This is a genomic window from Pseudomonas sp. EA_65y_Pfl2_P74, from assembly GCF_963970575.1.
Taxonomy (GTDB): domain Bacteria; phylum Pseudomonadota; class Gammaproteobacteria; order Pseudomonadales; family Pseudomonadaceae; genus Aquipseudomonas; species Aquipseudomonas baetica_A.
Genome location: NZ_CAXAOQ010000031.1, coordinates 1 through 23,626 on the forward strand (window position 1 = coordinate 1; position 23,626 = coordinate 23,626).

A 23,626-nucleotide genomic window follows, 5' to 3' on the forward strand; every position below is an offset into this window, starting at 1 on the left:
GATCCTGGCTCGGCGTCATGAGCTGTACGAGCAAGCTCGGGAGAAATGCCCGGAACGCTGGTCTGGCCAGACAAGAAACTGGGAGCCGATGGGCACTGTGATGTTGAACCCGGATCGGCAGCAGCAGCAGACCGAGAAAAGAGCGGCATAGTTAGACGGCGACGCGACAACAACCTTGAAAAACGCCGCTTCCGCCCCAGTGGATGTGGAAAAGCAGCTACTGGAACTACATGCTTGACGATGATAGCCCTACGTTCTGTCCCTCCAAAGGGCGCTGGCATTGGGAATCGTCCTATTCATCCATCGACATGAGACCGCTAGCGACGGCTGTGCTGTCGACTTTTTTCGAGAGGCTGAATGGGGAGGAAGTAGAGCAAGCGCTAAATCAAGGGGGAATGGTCTTGGCGAATACGTTCTTCAGAGCTGTCTTGATTACCGAGCCTTTTCGATTCGATGCAAAAGACGCCGTGGAATTCCTCATGCGCCGGGACGAGGGTTGCGAAGCGCTTGAGCAGCTCCTAGACGCTGTTGATCAAATGGTCGAATACGCTGAATAACCAGAATAGTCTGAGAAGCATGTCCCCCTAGATATCAGAGCAACGTCGTTCAGTATTTTCTGAGCGGTGCTTCAGCGGAAGAAGGATCATGCTCACCATGATCACTTACTTCCTGAACGGTCATTCAGTTGCATCTATTTATGAATAGAAATCATGAGGTCATCCTCGGCAGCAGGATGTCCGCTGGTACAGTAAAGTTACCGACCATGTCCCATGGTAGTTGGCGCAATTCGTCTTGCGCTGTCGGTGAATACCGCGCTAAAAAGCAACGCTTCCGTCGGTCTACTCTGTGAAGATTCTCTTAATAACTCCCTATACAGGAAGCGCTCTAATGCCTATCCGTCATTGCATTGTTCATCTGATCGACAAAAAGCCCGACGGAACACCTGCTGTTCTCCACGCCCGCGACTCCGAGCTTGCCGAGTCGACCGCCATCGAGAACCTGCTGGCTGACCTCAACGACAGCTATAACGCTAAGCAAGGCAAGGCTTGGGGGTTCTTCCATCCCGAGTCCGGCGCGTACCCGTTCAGCGGCTGGTTGAAAGAGTATTTGGACGGTAGCCAGGATTTCACTAGCTTCAGCCGCGTGGCCATAAAGCATTTGCAGACGCTGATGGAGGCGTCCAACCTCTCCACCGGCGGCCATGTGCTGTTTGCCCACTACCAGCAAGGAATGACCGAATATCTCGCCATCGCTCTGCTGCACCACAGCGAAGGGGTAGCGGTGAATGCCGAGCTGGACGTGACCCCGTCACGCCATCTGGATCTCGGCCAGTTGCACTTGGCGGCGCGGATAAACCTGTCGGAGTGGAAGAACAACCATAACTCCAAGCAGTACATCTCGTTCATCAAGGGCAAGAACGGCAAGAAGGTCTCAGAGTACTTCCGCGACTTCATCGGCTGCCAGGAGGGAGTCGACGGCCCGGGCGAGACCCGTACTCTGCTGAAGGCCTTCAGCGACTATGTCGAAAAAGAGGACCTGCCAGAGGAGTCCGCGCGGGAGAAGACCCAGACCCTGGTCGACTACGCCACCACACAAACCAAGCTTGGCGAGCCAGTGACTCTCGAAGAGCTCTCCAGCCTGATTGACGAGGACCGCCCACAGGCGTTCTACGATCACATCCGAAACAGTGACTATGGTTTGTCGCCAGAGATTCCGGCCGACAAACGCACCCTGAACCAATTCCGCCGCTTCACCGGGCGTGCCGAAGGGCTGTCGATCAGCTTCGAGGCGCACTTACTGGGCGAAAAGATTGAATACGACGAAGCAGCCGGTACATTGATCATTAAGGGCTTGCCAACTCAACTCATTGATCAGTTAAAACGCCGCTGAACCCAGATCTGTCACCCTGCGGTCGCTCACCTTGGCTTTGAGCACACGGTTCTCGTCCAATAGCATTTCGTTGAGGGAAGCGAGACTAGCGATTTTGGCCCGCAGTTCTTCTATCTCATGTCGGCAGGCTGCGGATCTCTTGCGCTCAGCAATCAAGTCGTGATGTTTCATATCACGAACCATGCGACTAGAGCGTCCCTGAGCTTCGCGGATAGCCTCAGCAACTTTTGGGTAGTAGTTGTGGATCAGCGCTGTTGATACGCCTGCCTCGCGGGCGACTGCGGCGATGGTAATCTTGGTTTCCCCGGAGTGGGTGCGTCCTTTCTGGATGCGATAAAGCGCGAGCCGCAGATCCTTTTCGCGATCCTCAGCCGGTTTGTAGTGGGTTGCCTTGTTTTTGGGCTTCATGCGATCAAAGTCTCCGGCGGCACTCCCAGCCGTGTTAGTACATCGCGACATCGAATCAGGTCGCGCTCAACGCGCTGGCGACCTCCGTCACCAATGTCTGGGCAATGCAGCAGCCCTTTCAGATCATTGTAGAGCCGCTGATAGATCGCCGTGTGTCTGTGCCCGATCACGGCATTGTTGCAGCTGCTGCATCGGGTGCGCTCAAGGGTATTGCCAACACAACCGTCATTGTCCGCCGTGCACCAAGCATGTCCATTGCTACGAATTGCAGTGCTCTCGGCAATAGACTTCAGCATTGAGGCATGATCCTTAAATATCAGCAAGTTCTGCGGCTCTCGTTGCCACTGCTTGAGGGTGCGGCCATAGCCCCCGGCCAGAGGCGACTTACCGAGCCAGTCGCCTACCACGCTGAGCTTGATATTATCCAGCTCGGCCTGAATATCGGTATACATCTCAAGATCCAAATGCTGCCCCCAACTGTCGTCCATGCTGTAGCCTAAGGTCATGTCCAGCGTCCAATGCGCGTAATGTTCTTTGAGATAGCGCAAGTCACCGAAGCGGCTATGCGCGGCATAGTTGGCGAACTTGCGGCGGAACTGGTGGCTGGTGAGGTTCCAGCTGAGCCCACACTCCTTGGCGAATTCCTTCAGGTAAAAGTTCCAAGTAGCGTTGCAAACTGTGCGTACTTGATCGCCTCCCAGAGCTACACCGAGGAAGAGCGCATGGCGGTGCTTGCTTGTCTCGACGATCTGCGGATCATGCGGGTTGGACCGGCGTCGCTTCTGGAGTTCGGCGGTGATCATGGCCTGATATGGCATGGCCCAGCGCTCCATCAGTCGCAGCGCGCGTACGGCTGCCTCAGGTATCATCCATTGATGGATGCCCGCATCGGTCTTGTCCGAGCGTGAGCGCATCCAGTGATAGACCGTGCCCTGATTGTCTTGGGTCCGCAAGTGCGAACCCGATTGTATGTTCGCCAGCTCGTGGTTGCGGCAACCAGAGGTGCTGGCCATAACGATATAACAGGACGTACGCAGATCAATGAGTGCTTTGTTGAGTGTCTTCAGGCCACCCTTCCAAGCCTGGGCCTCTAGGTGTCGGTTCTTTGCGACATTGACTGTTGTGTATGATTTCCCCTTTCGCTGCACCGTGAGGGCATCAAGAGCATCGCGAAGGTCAAGTAATTGTTGACCGCGCTCGACGTGCTGGTAGGCTCGCTCGAATAGGGTGCAGAACACATCATCGGGAATCAGGGGCGTTTTGCTTTCTTGGGCACCAAAACCGGTGAGCCCCGCCAATGCCTTTGCGGAAGTCTCAGGCCAGGGATGCGTTGGTATTCGGTCTTCGGTGTACTGACTAAGTTCATAAAGCGCTTCGACGGCCTTGAGGCTATTCTCCAGTCCCCTTTGCGTCAGTGGCTTACCACTGTATCGGCTGGTTTGCCGGTGCGCCTTGCAGGTATTCACAAAGGCTGCGCAAACCATTGGGGTCACCGCGCCCATATGATTGAGCTTAAGCACCTCCAGATGACGTAAAAATGGCATTGCATCATGGAAGAGAGCCTTCATCGAGCTGCCTTTAGGCCGCGTGCCTCCTCGTCGCCCACGTCGTAGATAGCGGTACAACATCGCTTTCATAACCGCTCGAAACGCCATTGGTACGAGGTTGAAATCCAATCGTTTCTGGCAAGCTGGCACATTGCTGGTGAAGCCGTCGAGCTGCCAGATGTCGTCACCATACCGGCTGAGGATAACCCACAGCCCATCGACTTGGGTCGCGCTAATGATCAAGGTGTCGCGCTCGTGGAGTCCACGCACATCGCTAGGTTGGGCTGTATAGGCGTCCCAGGACAGTACTGCTAGAAGGTTGTCATTCATGCAAATACCTCCAGGCTTTCGATCAGATCAATCGACCAAAACGGATGTGGTTGGGTGCGAGCATGCTCACGCGCGGCCTCCACCGCTGCGACTCTGAAAGTGCCGCGCCTCAGCCCTTCGTCAATGATGTAGTGATCGATTAAGCGGGGAATGTGAGCGTATTCCCGTGCCCAGAGCCTTTTATCCATGCGCGAGCGTTCGGCCAGCACGCGGAAGTAGAAACTGAACAGTTTGTACAAATCTTCGGCGGTCACCGCGTAGTGCTTGCAGCGCAGGCAGTTGATGAAGTTCATGCAAGTCGCACCCTCTCGCTTAGGAGCGTACTGGCCGTTCTCCGGGTCGGCGCAGCGTCCCATGGGAGTGTCTCGATAGGTTGTACCGATGGTCCGAGTCAATAACTCCTGCACCAATATCTCTCCCATGAACTGCCAGTTGCGACGGGAGTCTTCACTGGGCGCTAAATAGTGTTGGTCGGTGATCTGTAGGGTGTTTCCGAGTGCTGCGGCGGTGGTTGCAGCGTCTCCGCCGGTCAGCTCGAAGATACCGCTGGCGAACGTCTTGCGCAGGCGTGAGATGTTGATGCGCAGCGGCTCTCCATCGCTGTCGGTCAGGCTATATCTAGCTACAAGTCGAGTTACCGCGACCGCCACCGCTGATGAATTCAACGCTGTGACGTTGCCGACACTTTTCGAGGCGCGAGTACGATACAGCCATACACGGCCCTTGAGGTCGGCCGGAGCCTCCGTATCCAGAGGTTCGGTCAGGACCATCACACGACGAATCAGACGTTCCACGCTGGTTCTTACGCTCGGCGTGGATTCAAGATGGCGTTCGACGTCCGACTCTGCGCGGAGGGCCACCTTGCTGGTGTTGTATCCTCGCCGCTTCCACAGAACCAGGAATACGGTGTCATCTTTCGGGTGCGGGCGTAGGCAGTTACGGCCCATTTCCAAGAGTGGCGTGTTATTACGCCCGGTGTGCAGCGCAACAACCAACAGTGCGAATGCCAGCAGCTCGCCGGTTACAGACACGCCGTCCGTCCATATCGGCTTGATGGCTTGCCGCAATGCCGCAGTGAAGGCTTGTCGTTCTCTGTTGGTTAATGCAGTCTCGCTCTTGAACTTGTGGTTACTATTCGGGAAGGGCGTGCTCGGAAAGGTGGCCATATCGCCGGAGGCGATCAGAGGAATCAGCCCACGTAGCCCCAAGGCAAGTAGTACCGGCTTAGTTTGCGTATAAAGCGTCTTTTGAGACGTTGTTGCGACACCTAGCCCCGCCAGATGACCTAGGTAACCGTCGATCAAGTCTCGGTTTATGTCGCTCAACAGTAAGTCACGGCCAAAAGCGGCTGCCCGGAGCATGCAACAGTCCAGGAAGTTGCGCAGTCCATTTACGCAGTAGCCCGCCACGGTAGTGGTGGCGATGGTGCCATCTTGGCCGGCTAGGAAGCGTTCTATTTGGCGCTGACATGCGTAGGCGATGGAATCAATTCCGACGCCGTACCAGTGAGCAAAGTCGAAGGTACGGCTCTTGGACGTATTCCTTCCAAACTCGACGATAGTGTTACTCGCAGGGATAGCCTGGGGAAGGATGACCACATTGCCGGCCGAGTCGTGGCGGTGTTCGACTTGGGGAACGCTGAGGTCGGTACTCACAAATACCTTGCGCTTACGCATCAGGCTGTCCCTGCTAGTGTGTTCAACTCCTCGTCATAGGCCAGTACGGCTTCGTCGGCCATTTCGTTGATCAGATGCAGGTACACCATAGTCGTCTGAATCGAGCTGTGACCAAGTTGTCGCTGTAGGAATACAAGAGGATCCAGCCCGTTCGCGGGGTTTCGCTGAAGGCTGACCAGCGTGTGCGTAGCGTAGGTGTGTCTGAGGATATGCGTATGGACCCTAATGCCAACCCGTTTACCGGTTTCGTTGATGATCCGGTTAAGGCTCTTGCCGTCCTCGGCGTAAGGCTCTCCGAACTGATTGAGAAATAGCGCTTTTTGAGGAGGCTTGCTCGGTGAAACGCGCTCGCCACGCACCTTCATCACGTAGCGGTAGAGTTCGGCCATGAACGTGCGGCTCAGATAAATTGTTCGCGGCTTGCTGCCTTTCGTCACCATGCCATTTCCGTCGAAGGGGTCGAGACAAATGCGCAGGTTACGCTCGGTTCCACGCACCTTGTCTGGATCGAAAACATAGGCCAGTGGGAAGGCTGCGATTTCCTCGCGGCGTAGGCCCGAGTGCAACGCGAGGCGTATCATCATTCGATGATGGGGATTTTCAGCAGCGGCCAAGAGCGACTTGATTTCATGCATGCACAAAAACTTGGGCAGGGCTTTGTAGCTACGCGGCATCACGTCGTTTACCATGGTCTTGCCACCGCTGGAGCCGACATGTTCAAGGAAGGTTTCTTGACTTCGTACGATGCGCTCTTCGTACGCAAAGGGTAGGCGTTTCACCCAACCCTCCTCCAGTGCGTATTCATAGAACTTGCAGATGTAAGTCAAGCGTTGGCGAGTGCTGTTCGGTGCCAGCTTGCATGTCGTTAAGCAATAGTCTCGATAGGCCGCCACAAGGCTTTTTGCCTCGCCACGCTCTACGTCAACCCAGCCAATGTCATGGGCTTCAAGAAAGCTGAAGAAGTCGTACAGTGCGCGTCCGGTACTTGGCCAGGATCGCTTGGAACCAATGGCTGCACGAAGCAGATAGTGACGGAAGAACTGATTAGCGGGGGCGCAGCTCTCCATCGAGTTCCAAAGCAGAATAGGAAACCCTGGATGGGGTTGCCCGGCGATCACCAAATCCTCAGTAGCCCAAACAAGTTCCATGGATGGCCCCCAACATTGGCGCCTATCGTGGTCTCAGGTAGAGCTAAGGGGCCTTAAGCAGCCTTTGAAGCGCCTGAGCTTCTAAATGTCTGTATGGCATAGCACAAATATTTAACGTTCTCTAGGTGCCAGAACATCAGCTTTTGCAGATGTTCGACCGCGACTTTGCTGAACGCGGTGAAGTCGTGAGCGCCCTCCATGTATTCCTTCAGCCAGCCGCTGAACGGGAATGCACCGGATTCCGGATGGAACAGGCCCCAGGCTTTGCCTTGTTTGGCGTTATAGCTCTCGTTGAGGTCGGCGAGCATGTTCTCGATGGCCGCGGACTCAGCCAGTTCAGAGTCACGGGCGTGCAGAACTGCGGGCGTGCCGTCGGGTTTTTTGTCGATCAGGTGGACGATGCAATGACGGATCGGCATGGGCTTCTCGGCTGTTGGAAGGGAGGAGGGCAGGCTCCCCCGAAAAAGCGCCCAGTGTACCGCAACCACTGGTTTTGGCGCGGGCTGAAGGGCAAAACCGGGGGGCTCGAAGGTGGTTATGCAGTTTTTTGCCGATTTAGAGCAATAAAGCTGACCAAATGGGTAGCTAGAAGCGGATATTTCCCCGCCTCTGTGCTAGTTTTGCCCGGTCTTACGCGAAGTCACTGCGTTAAGCGTGCATTCAGCATTTGTCAGGTCGAACCAAACCCTGATTTCGGTATCTATAACCCCGACTCGTCGTGGTTATCGCCGAGGGTGCCAGATCCAGAAGATCGGGCTCGATGGCTGACACTGCACTCTGCAATCCATATGAATTTGATAGGGAAGGAACACTACATGGCTCTTACTAAAGACCAACTGATCGCCGACATCGCTGAAGCTATCGACGCGCCGAAAACCACCGCGCGTAACGCTCTGGACCAACTGGGCCAAATCGTTGCTGATCAGCTGGAAAACGGCGGCGAAATCACCTTGCCAGGTATTGGCAAGCTGAAAGTGACCGAGCGTCCTGCCCGCACTGGCCGTAACCCTTCGACTGGCGCTGCCATCGAAATCCCTGCCAAGAAAGTGATCAAGCTGGTTGTGGCCAAAGGCCTGACCGACGCTGTGAACAAGTAAGACGCAGCGATAAAAAAACCGTGCACCGGAGCAATCCGGGCACGGTTTTTTTGTGTCCGTTTTTTACTGACACCATAAATCAAATGTGGGAACGGGCTTGCTCGCGAAAGGGCAGTGTCAGTCGACATGTTTATTGACTGATCCACCGCATTCGCGAGCAAGCCCGCTCCCACAAGTTGAGCAGTGTTAGCGCGTCCAGCGCTCGCGGCGCCAGATCTGCTGCTCGGATTTGGTCTGGAAGGTCCACGCGACGAAGCGGCTCTGTTTCTGCCCTTGGGACATTTCCACCACCTGGCTTTCCAGCGCGCCGGCCTTTTTCAGCGCTGTCTCTATGGCGGGCAGGTTCGAGGCTTTCGAAACAAGGGTGCTGAACCACAGCACTTTGTGCTGGAAGTTCGCGCTCTCGGCGATCAGTTGCGTCACGAAGCGTGCTTCGCCGCCCTCACACCACAACTCCGCCGACTGGCCGCCGAAGTTCAGCACCGGCAATTTGCGTTTCGGATCAGCGCGGCCCAGCGCACGCCATTTGCGCTCGCTGCCCTTGGTCGCTTCATCCATCGAGGCATGGAACGGCGGGTTGCACATGGTCAGGTCAAAGCGCTCACCCGGCTCCAGCAGACCAATCAGGATGTGCTTGCGGTTCTCCTGCTGGCGCAGCTTGATGACCTTGTTCAGGTCGTTGGACTGGACGATAGCCTTGGCAGCCGCCACGGCGGTCGGATCGATTTCAGAACCGAGGAAGTGCCAGCGGTATTCGCTGTTGCCGATCAGCGGATAAACGCAGTTGGCGCCCATGCCGATGTCCAGCACGTTGACGATCGCACCGCGTGGCACCTTGCCGTCGTTCATGCTGGCCAGCAGGTCAGCGAGGAAGTGCACGTAATCGGCACGGCCCGGCACCGGGGGGCAGAGGTAGTCCGCCGGAATGTCCCAATGCTCAATGCCGTAGAACGACTTGAGCAGCGCCCGGTTGAACACGCGCACTGCATCGGGATTGGCGAAGTCGATGCTTTCCTTGCCGTACGGGTTGATGATCACGAACTTCGCCAGTTCCGGCGTGGTTTTGATCAGTGCCGGGAAGTCGTAACGACCCTGATGGCGATTGCGCGGGTGCAGGCTGGCCTTTTCACGCGGCTCAACGGCTTTGGCCGGGGTCGCGGATTCAGGCTTCTTGCGCGCAGGTTTCGGGGGGCGGGGGGCGTTCATGGGTGTGGTCGATTCGGGTATGGCTGAAAGTGGCGGCTATTGTCCCACATCTAAAGACAACACCGTTCAAACTGTGGGAGGGGTATCGTGCTGCAGAAATAAAAAAGGGAGGCCAATGTGGCCTCCCTTTTTCATTGCGATGTGCCGTTACAAACTGGCAATCCGCGCGCGTTGCTCAGCCAACTTGCCCAAAGCCTGTTCCGCTTCCGCCAGTTTGGTGCGTTCCTTGTCGATGACTTCGGCCGGGGCCTTGTCGACGAAACCTGCGTTGGACAGCTTGCCGCCAACCCGCTGGACTTCGCCCTGCAGGCGCAGGATTTCCTTGTCCAGACGCGCCAGTTCAGCAGCCTTGTCGATCAGGCCGGCCATTGGCACCAGCACTTCCATCTCGCCGACCAGCGCGGTGGCGGACAGCGGTGCTTCTTCGCCAGCGGCCAGAACGGTGATCGATTCCAGACGCGCGAGCTTCTTGAGCAGCGCTTCGTTCTCGGTCAAACGGCGCTGGTCTTCGGCGCTGACGTTCTTCAGGTAGATCGGCAGTGGCTTGCCCGGGCCGATGTTCATTTCGCCACGGATGTTACGCGTGCCGAGCATCAGCTCCTTGAGCCACTCGATGTCGCTCTCGGCAGCCGGATCGATGCGCTCTTCATTGGCCACTGGCCAAGGTTGCAGCATGATCGTCTTGCCCTGAATACCGGCCAGCGGCGCGATGCGCTGCCAGATTTCTTCAGTGATGAACGGCATGAACGGGTGCGCCAGACGCAGCGCCACTTCCAGTACGCGCACCAGCGTGCGACGGGTGCCGCGCTGACGTTCAACCGGAGCGTTTTCGTCCCACAGCACAGGCTTGGACAATTCCAGATACCAGTCGCAGTACTGGTTCCAGATGAACTCGTACAGCGCTTGCGCGGCGAGGTCGAAACGGAACTGATCCAGTTGACGGGTGACTTCGGCTTCGGTGCGTTGCAGTTGCGAGATGATCCAGCGATCCGCCAGCGACAGCTCGTAGGCCTCGCCGTTCTGGCCGCAGTCTTCGCCCTTGTCCAGAACATAACGCGCGGCGTTCCAGATCTTGTTGCAGAAGTTGCGATAGCCTTCGACGCGGCCCATGTCGAACTTGATGTCGCGACCGGTCGAGGCCAGCGAGCAGAAGGTGAAGCGCAGTGCGTCGGTGCCATAGCTGGCGATGCCGTCGGCGAACTCGTCGCGGGTCTGCTTCTCGATCTTCTTCGCCAGTTTTGGCTGCATCAGGCCCGAGGTGCGTTTGTGCACCAGCGTTTCCAGGTCGATGCCGTCGATGATGTCCAGTGGGTCAAGGACGTTGCCCTTGGACTTGGACATCTTCTGGCCCTGGCCATCGCGCACCAGACCGTGCACATAAACGGTCTTGAACGGCACTTGCGGCGTGCCGTCCTCGTTCTTCATCAAGTGCATGGTCATCATGATCATCCGGGCCACCCAGAAGAAAATGATGTCGAAACCCGTCACCAGTACGTCGGTGGAGTGGAATTTCTTCAGGAATTCGGTCTGCTCAGGCCAGCCCAGCGTGGAGAACGTCCACAGACCGGAACTGAACCAGGTGTCGAGCACGTCGTTGTCCTGTTGCAGCGCCACGTCCGGGCCAAGGTTGTGCTTGGCGCGCACTTCGGCTTCGTCGCGGCCGACGTAGACCTTGCCCGATTCGTCGTACCAGGCTGGAATGCGGTGGCCCCACCACAGCTGACGGCTGATGCACCAGTCCTGGATGTCGCGCATCCAGGAGAAGTACATGTTTTCGTACTGTTTCGGCACGAACTGGATGCGACCGTCTTCAACGGCAGCAATCGCAGGCTCGGCCAAAGGCTTGGTGGAAACGTACCATTGGTCGGTCAGCCACGGCTCGATCACGGTGCCCGAACGGTCGCCTTTGGGCACTTTCAGGTTGTGGTCGTCAACGCTGACCAGCAGGCCGGCGGCGTCGAACGCAGCAACGATTTGTTTGCGCGCTTCGAAACGGTCGAGACCGACGTATTCAGCCGGGATCTTGCCGTCGATGCTTTCGTTCAGCGTGCCGTCGAGGTTGAACACCTGACAGGCCGGCAGTACGGCGGCGTTCTTGTCGAAGATGTTCAGCAGCGGCAGGTTGTGGCGCTTGCCGACTTCGTAGTCGTTGAAATCGTGGGCCGGGGTGATTTTCACGCAACCGGTGCCGAATTCAGGATCGCAGTAATCGTCGGCGATGATCGGGATGCGGCGGCCAACCAGTGGCAGCTCGACAAACTGGCCGATCAGGGCTTTGTAGCGCTCATCGTTCGGGTTAACCGCGACGGCGGAGTCGCCGAGCATGGTTTCCGGACGGGTGGTCGCGACGATCAGGAAATCGTTGCCTTCAGCGGTTTTCGCGCCGTCGGCCAGCGGGTACTTGAGGTTCCACAGGAAGCCTTTCTCGTCGTGGTTTTCCACTTCGAGGTCGGAAATCGCCGTGTGCAGCTTGGTGTCCCAGTTGACCAGACGCTTGCCGCGGTAGATCAGGCCGTCCTCGTGCAGGCGCACAAAGGCTTCTTTGACCGCTTCCGAGAGACCGTCGTCCATGGTGAAGCGCTCGCGGCTCCAGTCCACGGATGAGCCGAGGCGGCGGATCTGACGGCTGATGTTGCCACCGGACTGATCCTTCCACTCCCAGACTTTCTCGAGGAATTTTTCGCGGCCCAGGTCATGACGGTTCTGACCGGTGGCTTCCAGTTGACGCTCCACCAGCATCTGCGTGGCGATACCGGCGTGGTCGGTGCCCGGCTGCCACAGGGTGTTGCGACCCTGCATGCGGCGGAAACGGATCAGGGCGTCCATGATCGCGTTGTTGAAACCGTGCCCCATGTGCAGGCTGCCGGTGACGTTCGGCGGCGGGATCATGATGGTGTAGGAATCGCCCGCGCCTTGCGGTGCGAAATAGTTCTCGGACTCCCAGGTGTTGTACCAGGAAGTTTCAATGGCGTGCGGCTGGTAGGTCTTATCCATGCGCGGCGGGACCCTATTGGCATTTATTCAGGAAAAGCCGGGAAGTATAGCGGGGCATGGGGCCGAGGGCGAGCGGGGGAGGGTGGTGTGCGTTTCAAATGTGACAGGGGGCTTGCTCGCGAATGCGGTGTGTCAGGCGCCCTCATCACTGGCCGATACACCGCATTCGCGAGCAAGCCCGCTCCCACAGGGGATTTGTGGTTATTCGTATTGGCTCAAAAGCCGTTCCATTCGCGCATCGAGGCGACGTTTGATCTCGGTTTCGATGTGGGGAGCGAAGTCGTCGATCACGTCTTGCATGATCAACTGTGCGGCGGCGCGCAGTTCGCTGTCCAGGTGCAGCAGGGCATCCGGGCCTTTGTCGAGGGTCGCCGAAGGTTGCGCGGCAGGTGTCGCAGAGGGAGCCGGTGGCGGTTCGACGGCTGGCGGCTGGGTGCCGGCTGAGTCGAACAACATCGGAATCTGTTCCTGTTCACCGTCGTCGACCGTGTCGGTCAGCAGCGGTGGCTGCAGGTTGTCATCGCCGAGCAACTGGCGGATTGATTCAAGATCGTCCAGCAGGTGTGCGGACTTTTGCTGCGGTTTTGGAGTGTCCATCGCAATGCTCAGAGTCGCTGTAAACGGTGATCTTGCAGAGGATAGCCCTGTTCGCGGTAGAAACGGAAACTCTCCCGCGCAGCCGCCCGTATGGTTGGGTCCTCCACCACCACTTCCGCCACCCGGGCGAATTTGCTGGCGAAAGTCGGGACTTTCAGGTCGAGATTGACCAGCAGGTCCTGATGCTCGCCGCAGTCAGAGCCCAGTCCCAGCACGATCAAACCGTCAGGTTCGCTGTCGGCCGGGCCGTGGGGCACGAAGGTTTCGCCCTTGAACGCCCACAAGCGAGCATCTAGATCGTCACGCTGAGCGGCATCGCTGCAATGCAGGTAGATGCGGTGGCCCATGCGCCAGGCTTTTTCAGTGAGCTTGCAGGCAAAGTCCAGACGAGCCGAAGGATCGGCGCTGGGCAGGATATAAAAGTCGACTTTGGTCATTGCGGTTCCAGAGCGGCAAACGGCGTCACCTGAAAGTGACGCCGCCGCCCGTCAGCGGTTTCAGGCTTTGGCGCGATCGAGCAGGTACTGGGTCAGCAGTGGCACCGGGCGGCCGGTGGCGCCCTTGTCCTTGCCGCCGCTGGTCCACGCGGTGCCGGCGATGTCCAGGTGCGCCCAGTTGAGGTTCTTGGTGAATCGCGACAGGAAGCAAGCTGCCGTGATGGTGCCGGCCTTTGGGCCACCAATGTTGGCGATGTCGGCGAACGGGCTGTCCAGTTGCTCTTGATACTCATCGAACAGCGGCAGTTGCCAGGCACGGTCGTCGGCCGTTTTGCCGGCGCTGAGCAGTTGCTCGATCAGTTCGTCGTTGTTGCCCAGCAGGCCGGAAGTGTGTGCACCCAGCGCCACGACGCAGGCGCCGGTCAGGGTGGCGATGTCGATCACCGCTTGCGGCTTGAAGCGCTCGGAGTAGGTCAGGGCGTCGCACAGCACCAGACGGCCTTCGGCGTCGGTGTTGAGGATTTCCACGGTCTGGCCGCTCATGGTGGTGACGATGTCGCCCGGACGCGAGGCATTGCCGCTCGGCATGTTTTCGGCGCAGGCGAGGATGCACACCAGGTTGATCGGCAGTTTCAACTCGAGCACGGCACGCAGGGTGCCGAAGACGCTGGCAGCACCGCCCATGTCGTACTTCATTTCGTCCATGCCGGCGCCCGGCTTCAGGCTGATACCGCCGGTGTCGAAGGTGATGCCTTTGCCGACCAGTGCGTATGGCTTCTCGGATTTCTTGCCGCCGTTGTATTGCATGACGATCAGGCGCGGCGGTTGGGCGCTGCCCTGGCCGACGGCGTAGAACGAACCCATGCCCAGCGCCTTGATCTTCTTCTCGTCGAGGACTTCGACTTTCAGATCCTTGAACGCTTTGCCCAGATCCTTGGCTTGCTCGCCGAGGAACGTCGGGTGGCAGATGTTCGGCGGCAGGTTGCCCAGATTACGGGTAAAGGCCATGCCGTTCGCGATCGCAGTCGCGTGAGTCACGGCGCGCTGCACTTCGGCCTGGGCAGCCTTGATGGTCAGCAGGGTGATTTTCTTCAGGGCGCGGGGTTCGGCTTTCTGGCTCTTGAACTGGTCGAAGGTGTATTCGCCGTCCAGCAGGGTTTCTGCCAGCAGACGGGTTTTGCCGTAGCTGTCGCGGTTTTTGACAATGATTTCATCCAGCGCCAGTACGGCATCACTGCCGCCCAGGCCCTTCAGCGTGTTGAGGATGCCGGCAACGATTTTGCGCAGCGGGCGGTCGCCCAGTTCTTCATCCTTGCCCACACCGACCAGCAGCACGCGCTCGGCTTTGAGGTTCGGCAGGCTGTGCAGCAGCAGGCTTTGGCCGACTTTGCCGGCCAGATCGCCACGCTTGAGTACCGCGCTGATCGCGCCGCCGCTCAGTTCATCGAGCTGCTTGGCGGCGACGCCGAGCTTGCGGCCTTCACCGACGGCAACCACCAGGGTGGCGGTTTTCAACGTTTCTGGGCTAACGCTTTTTACAACCAGTTCCATGTCCGGATCCCTGAATGAATGATCAACACACAGGCGTTCGACGGTGTTCGCAGTCGCCTGCTTATAGATAGAAGAGGCGCAGGCCAAGGCCTGCGACAAGGGCCGCAGTTTGAACCTCGCTCACCGCGCCTGACAACCCTCGGTTGTACGATCTTCAACCGATTGCACGCGCGGATGAGTGTGCGCAGTGACAGGCGCCCTCAATCACAGGATAATGCCGCATCTTTTTTCGACGGCTCTGCCTTGCGGGCCGGTTGATGTGTTTGCTTGTTTGGCCGCCTTAGCCTGACAACCCTGGAGTGTCTGGTTTGATCGTCTTCCGTTATCTGTCCCGCGAAGTCCTGTTGACCCTCAGCGCTGTGAGTGCTGTGCTGCTGGTCATCATCATGAGCGGTCGCTTCATCAAATACCTCGCTCAGGCCGCTGCCGGCCAGCTCGATCCGGGTTCTCTGTTCCTGATCATGGGCTATCGTCTGCCGGGGTTCATGCAACTGATTCTGCCGCTGGGCCTGTTCCTCGGGATCCTGCTGGCCTACGGTCGCCTGTACCTCGAAAGCGAAATGACCGTGCTCTCGGCCACCGGCATGAGCCAGCAGAAGCTGTTTCGCATCACGCTGTTTCCGGCCACCCTGGTTGCACTGGTCGTGGCATGGCTGAGCCTGGGCCTGGCCCCGCAAGGTGCCAACCAGTTCCAGTTGCTGCTCAACAAGCAGGACGCGCTTACCGAATTCGATACGCTCGAGCCAGGTCGCTTCCAGGCGCTGCGTGACGGCACCCGCGTGACCTACACCGAAACGCTGAGCGATGACCGCGTCAATCTGGGCAGCGTGTTTATCTCGCAGAAGAACCTCGGCGCCGATCAGAAGGATCGCGGGATTTCCGTACTGGTGGCCGAGAAGGGCCGTCAGGAAGTTCGTCCTGACGGCAATCGCTATCTGATTCTCGAAGACGGCTATCGTTATGACGGCAGCCCAGGGCTGGCCGATTACCGCGCCATCCATTACGAAACCTATGGTGTTTTGCTGCCCAAGCCGGACGTCAGCGAAGAAGTCACTGACCGCGATGCGATGCCGACATCGACCTTGCTGGGCAATGACGACATCCGCTCCAAAACCGAACTGCAATGGCGTCTGTCCCTGCCGTTGCTGGTGTTTATCGTGACCCTGATGGCGGTGCCGCTGTCGCGAGTCAACCCGCGTCAAGGGCGTTTCCTCAAGTTGCTGCCGGCGATTCTTCTTTATATGGCTTACCTGACCATCCTGATTGCCGCCCGCGGCGCCCTTGAAAAAGGCAAGATTCCACCCGCCCTCGGCTTGTGGTGGGTGCATGCGATCTTCCTGTTCATCGGTATCGGCCTGCTGTACTGGGAGCCGTTGCGCCTGAAGATGGCCAGCCGTCGCGCCGCTGCACTGGAGGTGGCTCGTGGTTAAACTCGACCGCTATATCGGCAGCAGCGTCTTCATGGCGATCATCGCCGTGCTGGCAATCATTCTCGGTCTGGCGACCCTGTTCGCCTTTATCGATGAGATGGGCGACGTCAGCGATACCTACACCCTGGTTGATGTCCTGGGGTTCGTTTTGCTGACCGCGCCACGCCGGCTCTATGAAATGCTGCCGATGGCAGCGTTGATTGGTTGCCTGATCGGCCTCGGCAGTCTGGCCAGCAGCAGTGAGCTGACCGTGATGCGCGCCGCCGGCGTGTCCATCGGCCGGATCGTCTGGGCGGTGATGAAGCCAATGCTGGTGCTGATGCTGGCCGGCGTGCTGATCGGTGAGTACATAGCCCCTGCCACCGAAAGCATGGCCCAGGCCAACCGCTCGCTGGCTCAGGGCAGTGGCGACGCGCAAAGCGCCAAGCACGGTATGTGGCACCGCCAGGGTGAAGAGTTCATTCACATCAACGCCGTTCAACCCAATGGCCTGTTGTATGGCGTGACGCGCTATCGCTTTGACAAAGAGCGCCATCTTCTGAGTTCGAGCTTCGCCAAAAAGGCCGAGTTCGATAAAGATCACTGGGAGCTCACCGACGTTGCAACCACCGTTTTCCATGACCGCAGCACCGAGGTTGTAAACACGCCCACTGAGCGTTGGGATGTGTCCCTGAGCCCGCAATTGCTGAGCACAGTGGTCATGGCTCCGGAATCGCTGTCAATCACCGGCCTGTGGGGTTACATCCACTATCTGGCGGAGCAGGGCCTGAGCAACGGCCGTTACTGGCTGGCATTTTGGGTCAAGGTGTTGCAGCCATTGGTCACCGCCGCACTGGTATTGATGGCCATTTCCTTCATCTTCGGCCCGCTGCGTTCGGTGACCCTGGGGCAGCGTGTCTTCACTGGCGTGCTGGTCGGCTTCACCTTCCGCATCGTTCAGGATTTGCTCGGCCCATCGAGCCTGGTGTTCGGTTTCTCACCGCTGTTTGCGGTGCTGGTGCCGGCCGGAGTCTGTGCGCTGGCCGGTGTCTGGCTGCTGCGACGAGCGGGTTGATGAACAAGCTTTCATCCGCCGTTTAACCCTGAAAACGCCTCGATCAACCGATCGGGGCGTTTTTGTATGCAATCCGGGTGACAGGTGAACGTGACGCTTGCGCCGTGTATCAGGTACAATTCCCGGCTATTTTTCGGCGGGCCAAGCCTGCAGCCTTTTTGAGTGTTGATCCGTGAGTGATTTGAGTCATATCCGCAATTTCTCCATCATCGCCCACATTGACCATGGCAAGTCGACGCTGGCCGATCGCTTTATCCAGATGTGCGGCGGCCTGGCCGAGCGTGAAATGGAAGCCCAGGTACTGGATTCCATGGATCTGGAGCGTGAACGCGGGATCACCATCAAGGCCCACAGCGTTACCCTCTATTACAAAGCCAAAGATGGCGTCACCTACCAGCTGAACTTCATTGACACCCCTGGCCACGTCGACTTCACCTATGAAGTCAGCCGTTCCCTTGCGGCGTGTGAAGGTGCCTTGCTGGTGGTCGATGCCGGTCAAGGTGTTGAAGCCCAGTCCGTGGCCAACTGCTACACCGCGATCGAGCAGGGCCTTGAGGTCATGCCGGTCCTGAACAAGATCGACCTGCCACAGGCCGAACCGGAACGCGTCAAGGACGAGATCGAGAAGATCATCGGCATCGACGCCGCCGACGCCGTCACCTGCAGCGCCAAGACCGGTCTGGGTGTCGACGAAGTGCTCGAGCGTCTGGTGCACACCATTCCTGCGCCGACCGGCAACATCGAAGATCCGCTGCAGGCGTTGATCATCGATTCCTGGTTCGACAACTATCTGGGCGTTGTCTCCCTGGTTCGCGTGCGCCACGGCCGTGTGAAGAAGGGCGACAAGATTCTGGTGAAATCCACCGGCAAGATCCACCTGGTCGACAGCGTCGGCGTGTTCAATCCGAAACACACCGCCACGGTTGACCTGAAGGCCGGCGAAGTGGGCTTCATCATCGCCAGCATCAAGGACATCCACGGTGCCCCGGTCGGTGACACCCTGACCCTCAGCTCCACCCCGGATGTTCCGGTACTGCCGGGCTTCAAACGCATCCAGCCACAGGTTTACGCCGGTCTGTTCCCGGTCAGCTCCGACGATTTCGAAGATTTCCGCGAAGCGCTGCAGAAGCTGACCCTCAACGACTCGTCGCTGCAATACACCCCGGAAAGCTCTGACGCACTGGGCTTCGGCTTCCGTTGCGGCTTCCTCGGCATGCTGCACATGGAGATCATCCAGGAGCGCCTGGAGCGCGAGTACAACCTGGACCTGATCACCACGGCGCCGACGGTAATCTTCGAACTGGTGCTCAAAACCGGTGAAACGATTTACGTCGACAACCCCTCCAAGCTGCCGGATGTCTCGGCCATCGAAGACATGCGCGAGCCGATCGTGCGTGCCAACATCCTGGTTCCGCAAGAACACCTGGGCAACGTCATCACCCTGTGCATCGAGAAACGCGGTGTACAGGTCGACATGCTGTTCCTCGGTAATCAGGTGCAAGTCACTTATGACCTGCCGATGAACGAAGTGGTCCTGGACTTCTTCGACCGTCTCAAATCCACCAGCCGCGGCTATGCTTCGCTGGACTACCATTTCGATCGTTACCAATCGGCTAATCTGGTGAAACTGGACGTGCTGATCAACGGCGACAAGGTCGATGCTCTGGCGTTGATCGTGCACCGTGACAACTCGCACTACAAAGGTCGCCAGTTGACCGAGAAGATGAAAGAACTGATTCCGCGACAGATGTTCGACGTGGCCATCCAGGCCGCCATTGGCGGTCAGATCGTTGCACGGACAACCGTCAAGGCGCTCAGAAAGAACGTATTGGCCAAATGCTACGGTGGTGACGTCAGCCGTAAGAAGAAACTGCTCGAGAAGCAAAAGGCCGGTAAGAAACGCATGAAGCAGGTCGGCAACGTGGAAATTCCACAAGAAGCCTTCCTTGCCGTGCTCAGGTTGGAATAGTCAGGTCCTATGTCACTAAATTTCCCGCTGTTGCTGGTCATCGCCGTGTTCGTCTGCGGCCTGTTGGCGTTGCTTGATCTGTTGATCCTCGCGCCGCGTCGACGCGCTGCCATTGCCTCTTATCAAGGCAGTGTCGGCGAGCCCGATGTGGTGGTGGTCGAAAAACTGAACAAAGAGCCGCTGCTGGTGGAATACGGCAAGTCGTTCTTCCCGGTGTTGTTCATCGTGCTGGTGCTGCGTTCGTTCCTGGTGGAGCCGTTCCAGATCCCGTCCGGTTCGATGAAACCGACCCTGGATGTCGGTGACTTCATTCTGGTGAACAAGTTTTCTTACGGGATCCGCCTGCCGGTGATCGACAAGAAAATCATCGAAGTCGGTGATCCGCAGCGGGGCGATGTGATGGTGTTTCGCTACCCAAGCGACCCGAGCGTCAACTACATCAAGCGTGTAGTCGGCCTGCCGGGCGACACCGTGCGTTACACCGCTGACAAGCGTCTGTTCGTCAACGGCGAATCGATTGCCGAGCAGTTGGTTGGCTCCGAGCCGGGCACCCTGGGCAGCGCTGAGCTCTACCAGGAAAAACTCGGCGCCGCCGAGCACTTGATCCGCAAGGAAATGAGCCGCTACCGCGCGACCCCGGATCATTCGTGGACCGTGCCGGCCGGGCACTACTTCATGATGGGCGACAACCGCGACAACTCGAACGACAGTCGCTACTGGGATGATCCCAACATTCCCAAGGACATGTTGGGCATGGTTCCCGACCAGAATATCGTCGGCAAGGCCTTTGCAGTCTGGATGAGCTGGCCGGAACCGAAACTCAGCCACCTGCCGAATTTCTCGCGGGTAGGCCTGATCAAGTAATCACACACGGCGCTGTTGACCACAGCGCCGAATGCATTTCTGGAGTCGACACAATCGGCTTCGTAATAGTCAGGATGTAATTTTTGAACACAGCGTTAATTGTCCCAGACCTGCGCCGTACCCCGGCGATGGCGGTGGAATCCAGCTTTGATCTCAGCGTGGGTAAACCGTGAGCGCCTCATTAAGCCGTCTCGAGCGTCAGCTCGGTTACACCTTCAAGGATCAGGAGCTGATGCTCCTGGCCCTCACGCACCGCAGTTTCGCCGGGCGTAACAACGAACGCCTGGAATTCCTCGGTGATGCCATCCTCAACTTCGTGGCGGGCGAGGCGCTGTTCGATCGTTTCCCGCTCGCCCGTGAAGGCCAGTTGTCGCGTTTGCGCGCACGCTTGGTGAAAGGTGAGACGCTGGCCGTGCTGGCTCGCGGTTTCGACCTGGGGGATTATCTGCGTCTGGGGTCCGGCGAGTTGAAAAGTGGCGGTTTCCGTCGCGAATCGATTCTGGCCGATGCCCTCGAAGCCTTGATCGGTGCGATTTACCTCGACGCCGGCATGGACATGGCTCGCGAGCGCGTACTGGCCTGGCTGGCGGGTGAGTTCGAAGGTCTGACCCTGGTCGACACCAACAAGGATCCGAAGACCCGCCTGCAGGAATTCCTGCAATCACGCGGTTGCGACCTGCCTCGTTACGAGGTGGTGGATATCCAGGGCGAGCCGCACTGCCGAACCTTCTTCGTCGAGTGCGAAGTTGTCTTACTGAATGAAAAAAGCCGAGGTCAGGGTGTGAGCCGTCGTATTGCCGAACAGGTAGCGGCCGCCGCAGCACTGATTGCCCTGGGCGTGGAGAATGGCAATGACTGATACAAACGCAACTCGCTGTGGCTACGTTGCCATCGTCGGCCGTCCCAACGTGGGCAAGTCCACGCTGCTGAACCACATTCTTGGTCAGAAGCTGGCGATCACCTCGCGCAAGCCACAAACCACTCGTCACAACATGCTTGGGATCAAGACCGAGGGTGGCGTGCAGGCGATCTACGTCGACACCCCCGGCATGCACAAGGGTGGCGAAAAGGCGCTGAACCGTTACATGAACAAGACCGCTTCGGCGGCGTTGAAAGACGTTGACGTGGTGATCTTCGTGGTCGATCGCACCAAGTGGACCGAAGAAGACCAGATGGTGCTGGAGCGTGTGCAATACGTGACCGGCCCGCTGATCGTCGCACTGAACAAGACCGACCGTATCGAAGACAAAGCCGAGCTGATGCCGCACCTGAGCTGGTTGCAGGAACAGCTGCCGAACGCGCAGATCATCCCGATTTCGGCGCAGCACGGGCATAACCTCGACGCGCTGGAAAAGGTGATTGCCGATCACCTGCCGGAAAACGATCACTTCTTTCCCGAAGACCAGATCACCGACCGCAGCAGCCGTTTCCTCGCCGCCGAACTGGTGCGCGAGAAAATCATGCGCCAGATGGGCGCTGAGCTGCCATACCAGATCACCGTCGAAATCGAAGAGTTCAAGCAGCAGGGCAAGACCCTGCACATCCATGCGCTGATCCTCGTCGAACGTGACGGCCAGAAGAAGATCATCATTGGCGACAAGGGCGAGCGCATCAAGCGCATCGGCACCGAAGCGCGCAAGGACATGGAGTTGCTGTTCGACTCCAAGATCATGCTCAACCTGTGGGTCAAGGTGAAGGGCGGCTGGTCCGACGACGAGCGTGCGCTGCGTTCGCTGGGTTACGGCGACCTGTAATACCGGTTTTCTGATACTCCAGAGAACCCCCCTGTGGGAGCGGGCTTGCTCGCGAATGCGCAGTGTCAGTCGACATTCACTTCGACTGATTCACCGCTTTCGCGAGCAAGCCCGCTCCCACAGTAGTTTTGGGTTGTGAGTAAAAAACGCGTTTCTTCATCGAGAATTCCATGTCGCAAACTCCACCTCCTGCCCAACCCGCCTACGTCCTGCATTCGCGCGCCTACCGCGAAACCAGCGCGTTGGTGGATTTCCTCACGCCGCAAGGTCGGCTGCGAGCGGTGCTGCGCAGTGCGCGGGGCAAGGCCGGGACGTTGGCGCGGCCGTTCGTGGCGCTGGAAGTCGAGTTTCGCGGCAAGGGCGAGTTGAAGAATGTCGGGCGCATGGAAAGTGCCGGCACCTGCGCCTGGCTCAATGGCGAGGCGCTGTTCAGCGGTCTTTACCTCAACGAGCTCTTGATCCGCCTGCTGCCTGCCGAAGATCCGCACCCGGCGGTGTTCGATCACTACGCAGCAACCCTGCTGGCTCTGGCCGAAGGCCGGCCGCTGGAACCGTTGTTGCGCTCTTTCGAATGGCGTCTGCTCGATGACCTCGGTTACGGCTTTTCCATGAATACCGATATTCACGGCGAGCCTGTTGCGCCCGATGGTCTCTACCGTCTGCAAGTGGACGCCGGCCTTGAGCGCGTTTACTTGCTGCAACCCGGCCTGTTCAACGGCGTTGAATTACTCGCCATGGCCGAAGCCGACTGGTCGGCTCCCGGCGCACTCTCCGCCGCCAAGCGTTTGATGCGTCAGGCCTTGGCCGTTCACCTCGGCGGTCGCCCTCTGGTCAGTCGCGAGCTGTTTCGCAAGCCCTAGCCCCGTGTATGCTGTGCGCCGAATCTTTCCATTCAGGAGCGCATCCGTGACCACCAGCAATCGCATTCTTCTTGGCGTGAACATCGACCACGTCGCCACCCTGCGTCAGGCCCGTGGCACGCGCTACCCGGATCCGGTCAAGGCTGCGCTGGACGCGGAAGAGGCGGGCGCCGATGGCATCACGGTGCATCTGCGCGAAGACCGTCGGCACATTCAGGAGCGCGACGTACTGTTGCTCAAGGACGTGCTGCAAACCCGCATGAACTTCGAAATGGGCGTCACCGAAGAAATGATGGCGTTTGCCGAACGTATCCGTCCGGCGCACATCTGCCTGGTCCCGGAAACCCGTCAGGAGCTGACCACCGAAGGCGGTCTGGATGTGGCAGGGCAGGAAGAACGCATCAAAGCGGCGGTTGAGCGTCTGTCGAAGATCGGCAGCGAGGTGTCGCTGTTCATCGATGCCGACGAGCGTCAGATTGCGGCCTCCAAGCGCGTCGGTGCGCCGGCCATTGAGCTGCACACCGGGCGTTATGCCGATGCCGAAACCCCGACCGAAGTCGCCGAAGAACTGAAACGAGTGGCGGACGGTGTGGTGTTTGGTCTGGCTCAGGGGTTGATCGTCAATGCCGGTCATGGTCTGCATTACCACAACGTTGAGGCCGTGGCCGCGATCAAGGGCATCAACGAACTGAACATCGGCCATGCGCTGGTGGCGCATGCGTTGTTCGTTGGCTTCAAGTCTGCCGTCGCTGAAATGAAAGCGCTGATTCTGGCGGCTGCAAAAGCTTAAGCCTCATCGCAAAACCAATGTGGG

20 protein-coding genes and 1 pseudogene are annotated in these 23,626 nt (G+C 58.4%); 11 read left to right on the plus strand and 10 right to left on the minus strand.

Translation table 11 applies throughout. The features are described 5' to 3' along the window. Window positions 1-230 precede the first annotated feature (230 nt). Window positions 231-557 (plus strand): hypothetical protein, encoded by a 327-nt coding sequence (locus AACY18_RS22280; protein ID WP_339466144.1) that lies wholly within the window; start codon window positions 231-233, stop codon window positions 555-557. 331 nt (window positions 558-888) lie between these two features. Continuing rightward, window positions 889-1,890, plus strand: coding sequence for a nucleoid-associated protein YejK (yejK, locus tag AACY18_RS22285; protein WP_339466145.1), 1,002 nt, complete (start codon window positions 889-891; stop codon window positions 1,888-1,890). Here the strand turns inward: yejK and AACY18_RS22290 are convergent. The 5 genes and pseudogenes from AACY18_RS22290 to AACY18_RS22310 form a co-directional block, all read right to left on the minus strand. Beyond that, a complete protein-coding gene (locus AACY18_RS22290; protein ID WP_339466147.1) occupies window positions 1,876-2,298 on the minus strand; it encodes a TetR family transcriptional regulator in 423 nt (140 codons plus the stop codon). The two genes, yejK and AACY18_RS22290, sit on opposite strands and share 15 nt — an antisense overlap. Then, on the minus strand, window positions 2,295-4,175 hold the full coding sequence (locus AACY18_RS22295) for an integrase (RefSeq protein ID WP_339466149.1): 1,881 nt from the start codon (window positions 4,173-4,175) through the stop codon (window positions 2,295-2,297). Before AACY18_RS22295 ends, AACY18_RS22290 begins: the two co-directional genes overlap by 4 nt. Then, complete coding sequence (locus tag AACY18_RS22300; RefSeq protein ID WP_339466150.1) at window positions 4,172-5,851, minus strand: hypothetical protein; 1,680 nt, start codon at window positions 5,849-5,851, stop codon at window positions 4,172-4,174. Before AACY18_RS22300 ends, AACY18_RS22295 begins: the two co-directional genes overlap by 4 nt. Then, a complete protein-coding gene (locus AACY18_RS22305; RefSeq protein WP_339466152.1) occupies window positions 5,851-6,999 on the minus strand; it encodes a tyrosine-type recombinase/integrase in 1,149 nt (382 codons plus the stop codon). Before AACY18_RS22305 ends, AACY18_RS22300 begins: the two co-directional genes overlap by 1 nt. Window positions 7,000-7,133: 134 nt before the next feature. After that, a pseudogene (locus AACY18_RS22310) lies at window positions 7,134-7,418 on the minus strand (nucleoid-associated protein); the annotation flags it as partial. A 396-nt stretch (window positions 7,419-7,814) separates the two neighbouring features. Between AACY18_RS22310 and AACY18_RS22315 the strand changes: the two are divergent. Further along, window positions 7,815-8,096: an HU family DNA-binding protein gene (locus tag AACY18_RS22315; protein ID WP_003221909.1), complete on the plus strand. Its 282-nt coding sequence runs from the start codon at window positions 7,815-7,817 to the stop codon at window positions 8,094-8,096. A gap of 186 nt (window positions 8,097-8,282) precedes the next feature. Here AACY18_RS22315 and rlmF read toward each other — a convergent pair whose 3' ends face one another. The 5 genes from rlmF to AACY18_RS22340 all read right to left on the minus strand — a co-directional run bounded on the left by rlmF (window position 8,283) and on the right by AACY18_RS22340 (window position 14,881). Beyond that, window positions 8,283-9,302 carry a 23S rRNA (adenine(1618)-N(6))-methyltransferase RlmF gene (rlmF, locus tag AACY18_RS22320; RefSeq protein WP_339432096.1) on the minus strand — a complete coding sequence of 340 codons (1,020 nt, stop codon included), beginning with the start codon at window positions 9,300-9,302 and terminating at the stop codon, window positions 8,283-8,285. A 147-nt stretch (window positions 9,303-9,449) separates the two neighbouring features. Further along, the gene (locus AACY18_RS22325; protein ID WP_339466154.1) at window positions 9,450-12,296 is read right to left on the minus strand and encodes a valine--tRNA ligase; all 2,847 of its coding nucleotides are present in this window, start codon (window positions 12,294-12,296) and stop codon (window positions 9,450-9,452) included. 201 nt (window positions 12,297-12,497) lie between these two features. Then, the gene (locus AACY18_RS22330) at window positions 12,498-12,893 is read right to left on the minus strand and encodes a DNA polymerase III subunit chi (protein ID WP_339432098.1); all 396 of its coding nucleotides are present in this window, start codon (window positions 12,891-12,893) and stop codon (window positions 12,498-12,500) included. Window positions 12,894-12,901: 8 nt separating this feature from the next. After that, entirely contained in the window at window positions 12,902-13,330 is a 429-nt protein-coding gene (locus tag AACY18_RS22335) for a DNA polymerase III subunit chi (RefSeq protein ID WP_339466155.1), read from the minus strand. A 60-nt stretch (window positions 13,331-13,390) separates the two neighbouring features. Next, window positions 13,391-14,881, minus strand: a complete 1,491-nt coding sequence (locus AACY18_RS22340) for a leucyl aminopeptidase (RefSeq protein ID WP_339432099.1) — start codon at window positions 14,879-14,881, stop codon at window positions 13,391-13,393. Between the two features lie 308 nt (window positions 14,882-15,189). On the opposite strand from AACY18_RS22340, the gene lptF reads away from it, so the two are divergent. The 8 genes from lptF to pdxJ all read left to right on the plus strand — a co-directional run bounded on the left by lptF (window position 15,190) and on the right by pdxJ (window position 23,602). After that, entirely contained in the window at window positions 15,190-16,311 is a 1,122-nt protein-coding gene (lptF, locus tag AACY18_RS22345; protein WP_221729917.1) for an LPS export ABC transporter permease LptF, read from the plus strand. Further along, entirely contained in the window at window positions 16,304-17,365 is a 1,062-nt protein-coding gene (gene lptG / locus AACY18_RS22350) for an LPS export ABC transporter permease LptG (RefSeq protein ID WP_339432100.1), read from the plus strand. The genes lptF and lptG overlap by 8 nt, the downstream gene beginning before the upstream one ends. Window positions 17,366-17,537: 172 nt before the next feature. After that, entirely contained in the window at window positions 17,538-19,334 is a 1,797-nt protein-coding gene (lepA, locus tag AACY18_RS22355) for a translation elongation factor 4 (RefSeq protein WP_339432101.1), read from the plus strand. 9 nt (window positions 19,335-19,343) lie between these two features. After that, window positions 19,344-20,198, plus strand: coding sequence for a signal peptidase I (gene lepB / locus AACY18_RS22360; protein WP_339432102.1), 855 nt, complete (start codon window positions 19,344-19,346; stop codon window positions 20,196-20,198). A gap of 169 nt (window positions 20,199-20,367) precedes the next feature. After that, window positions 20,368-21,057 (plus strand): ribonuclease III, encoded by a 690-nt coding sequence (gene rnc, locus AACY18_RS22365; RefSeq protein ID WP_221729913.1) that lies wholly within the window; start codon window positions 20,368-20,370, stop codon window positions 21,055-21,057. Then, complete coding sequence (era, locus tag AACY18_RS22370; RefSeq protein ID WP_221729912.1) at window positions 21,050-21,952, plus strand: GTPase Era; 903 nt, start codon at window positions 21,050-21,052, stop codon at window positions 21,950-21,952. Before rnc ends, era begins: the two co-directional genes overlap by 8 nt. A gap of 170 nt (window positions 21,953-22,122) precedes the next feature. Then, complete coding sequence (recO, locus tag AACY18_RS22375) at window positions 22,123-22,812, plus strand: DNA repair protein RecO (RefSeq protein WP_339432103.1); 690 nt, start codon at window positions 22,123-22,125, stop codon at window positions 22,810-22,812. Between the two features lie 46 nt (window positions 22,813-22,858). Then, window positions 22,859-23,602 (plus strand): pyridoxine 5'-phosphate synthase, encoded by a 744-nt coding sequence (gene pdxJ, locus AACY18_RS22380; protein WP_339466156.1) that lies wholly within the window; start codon window positions 22,859-22,861, stop codon window positions 23,600-23,602. The last annotated feature ends 24 nt before the right edge of the window (window positions 23,603-23,626 follow it).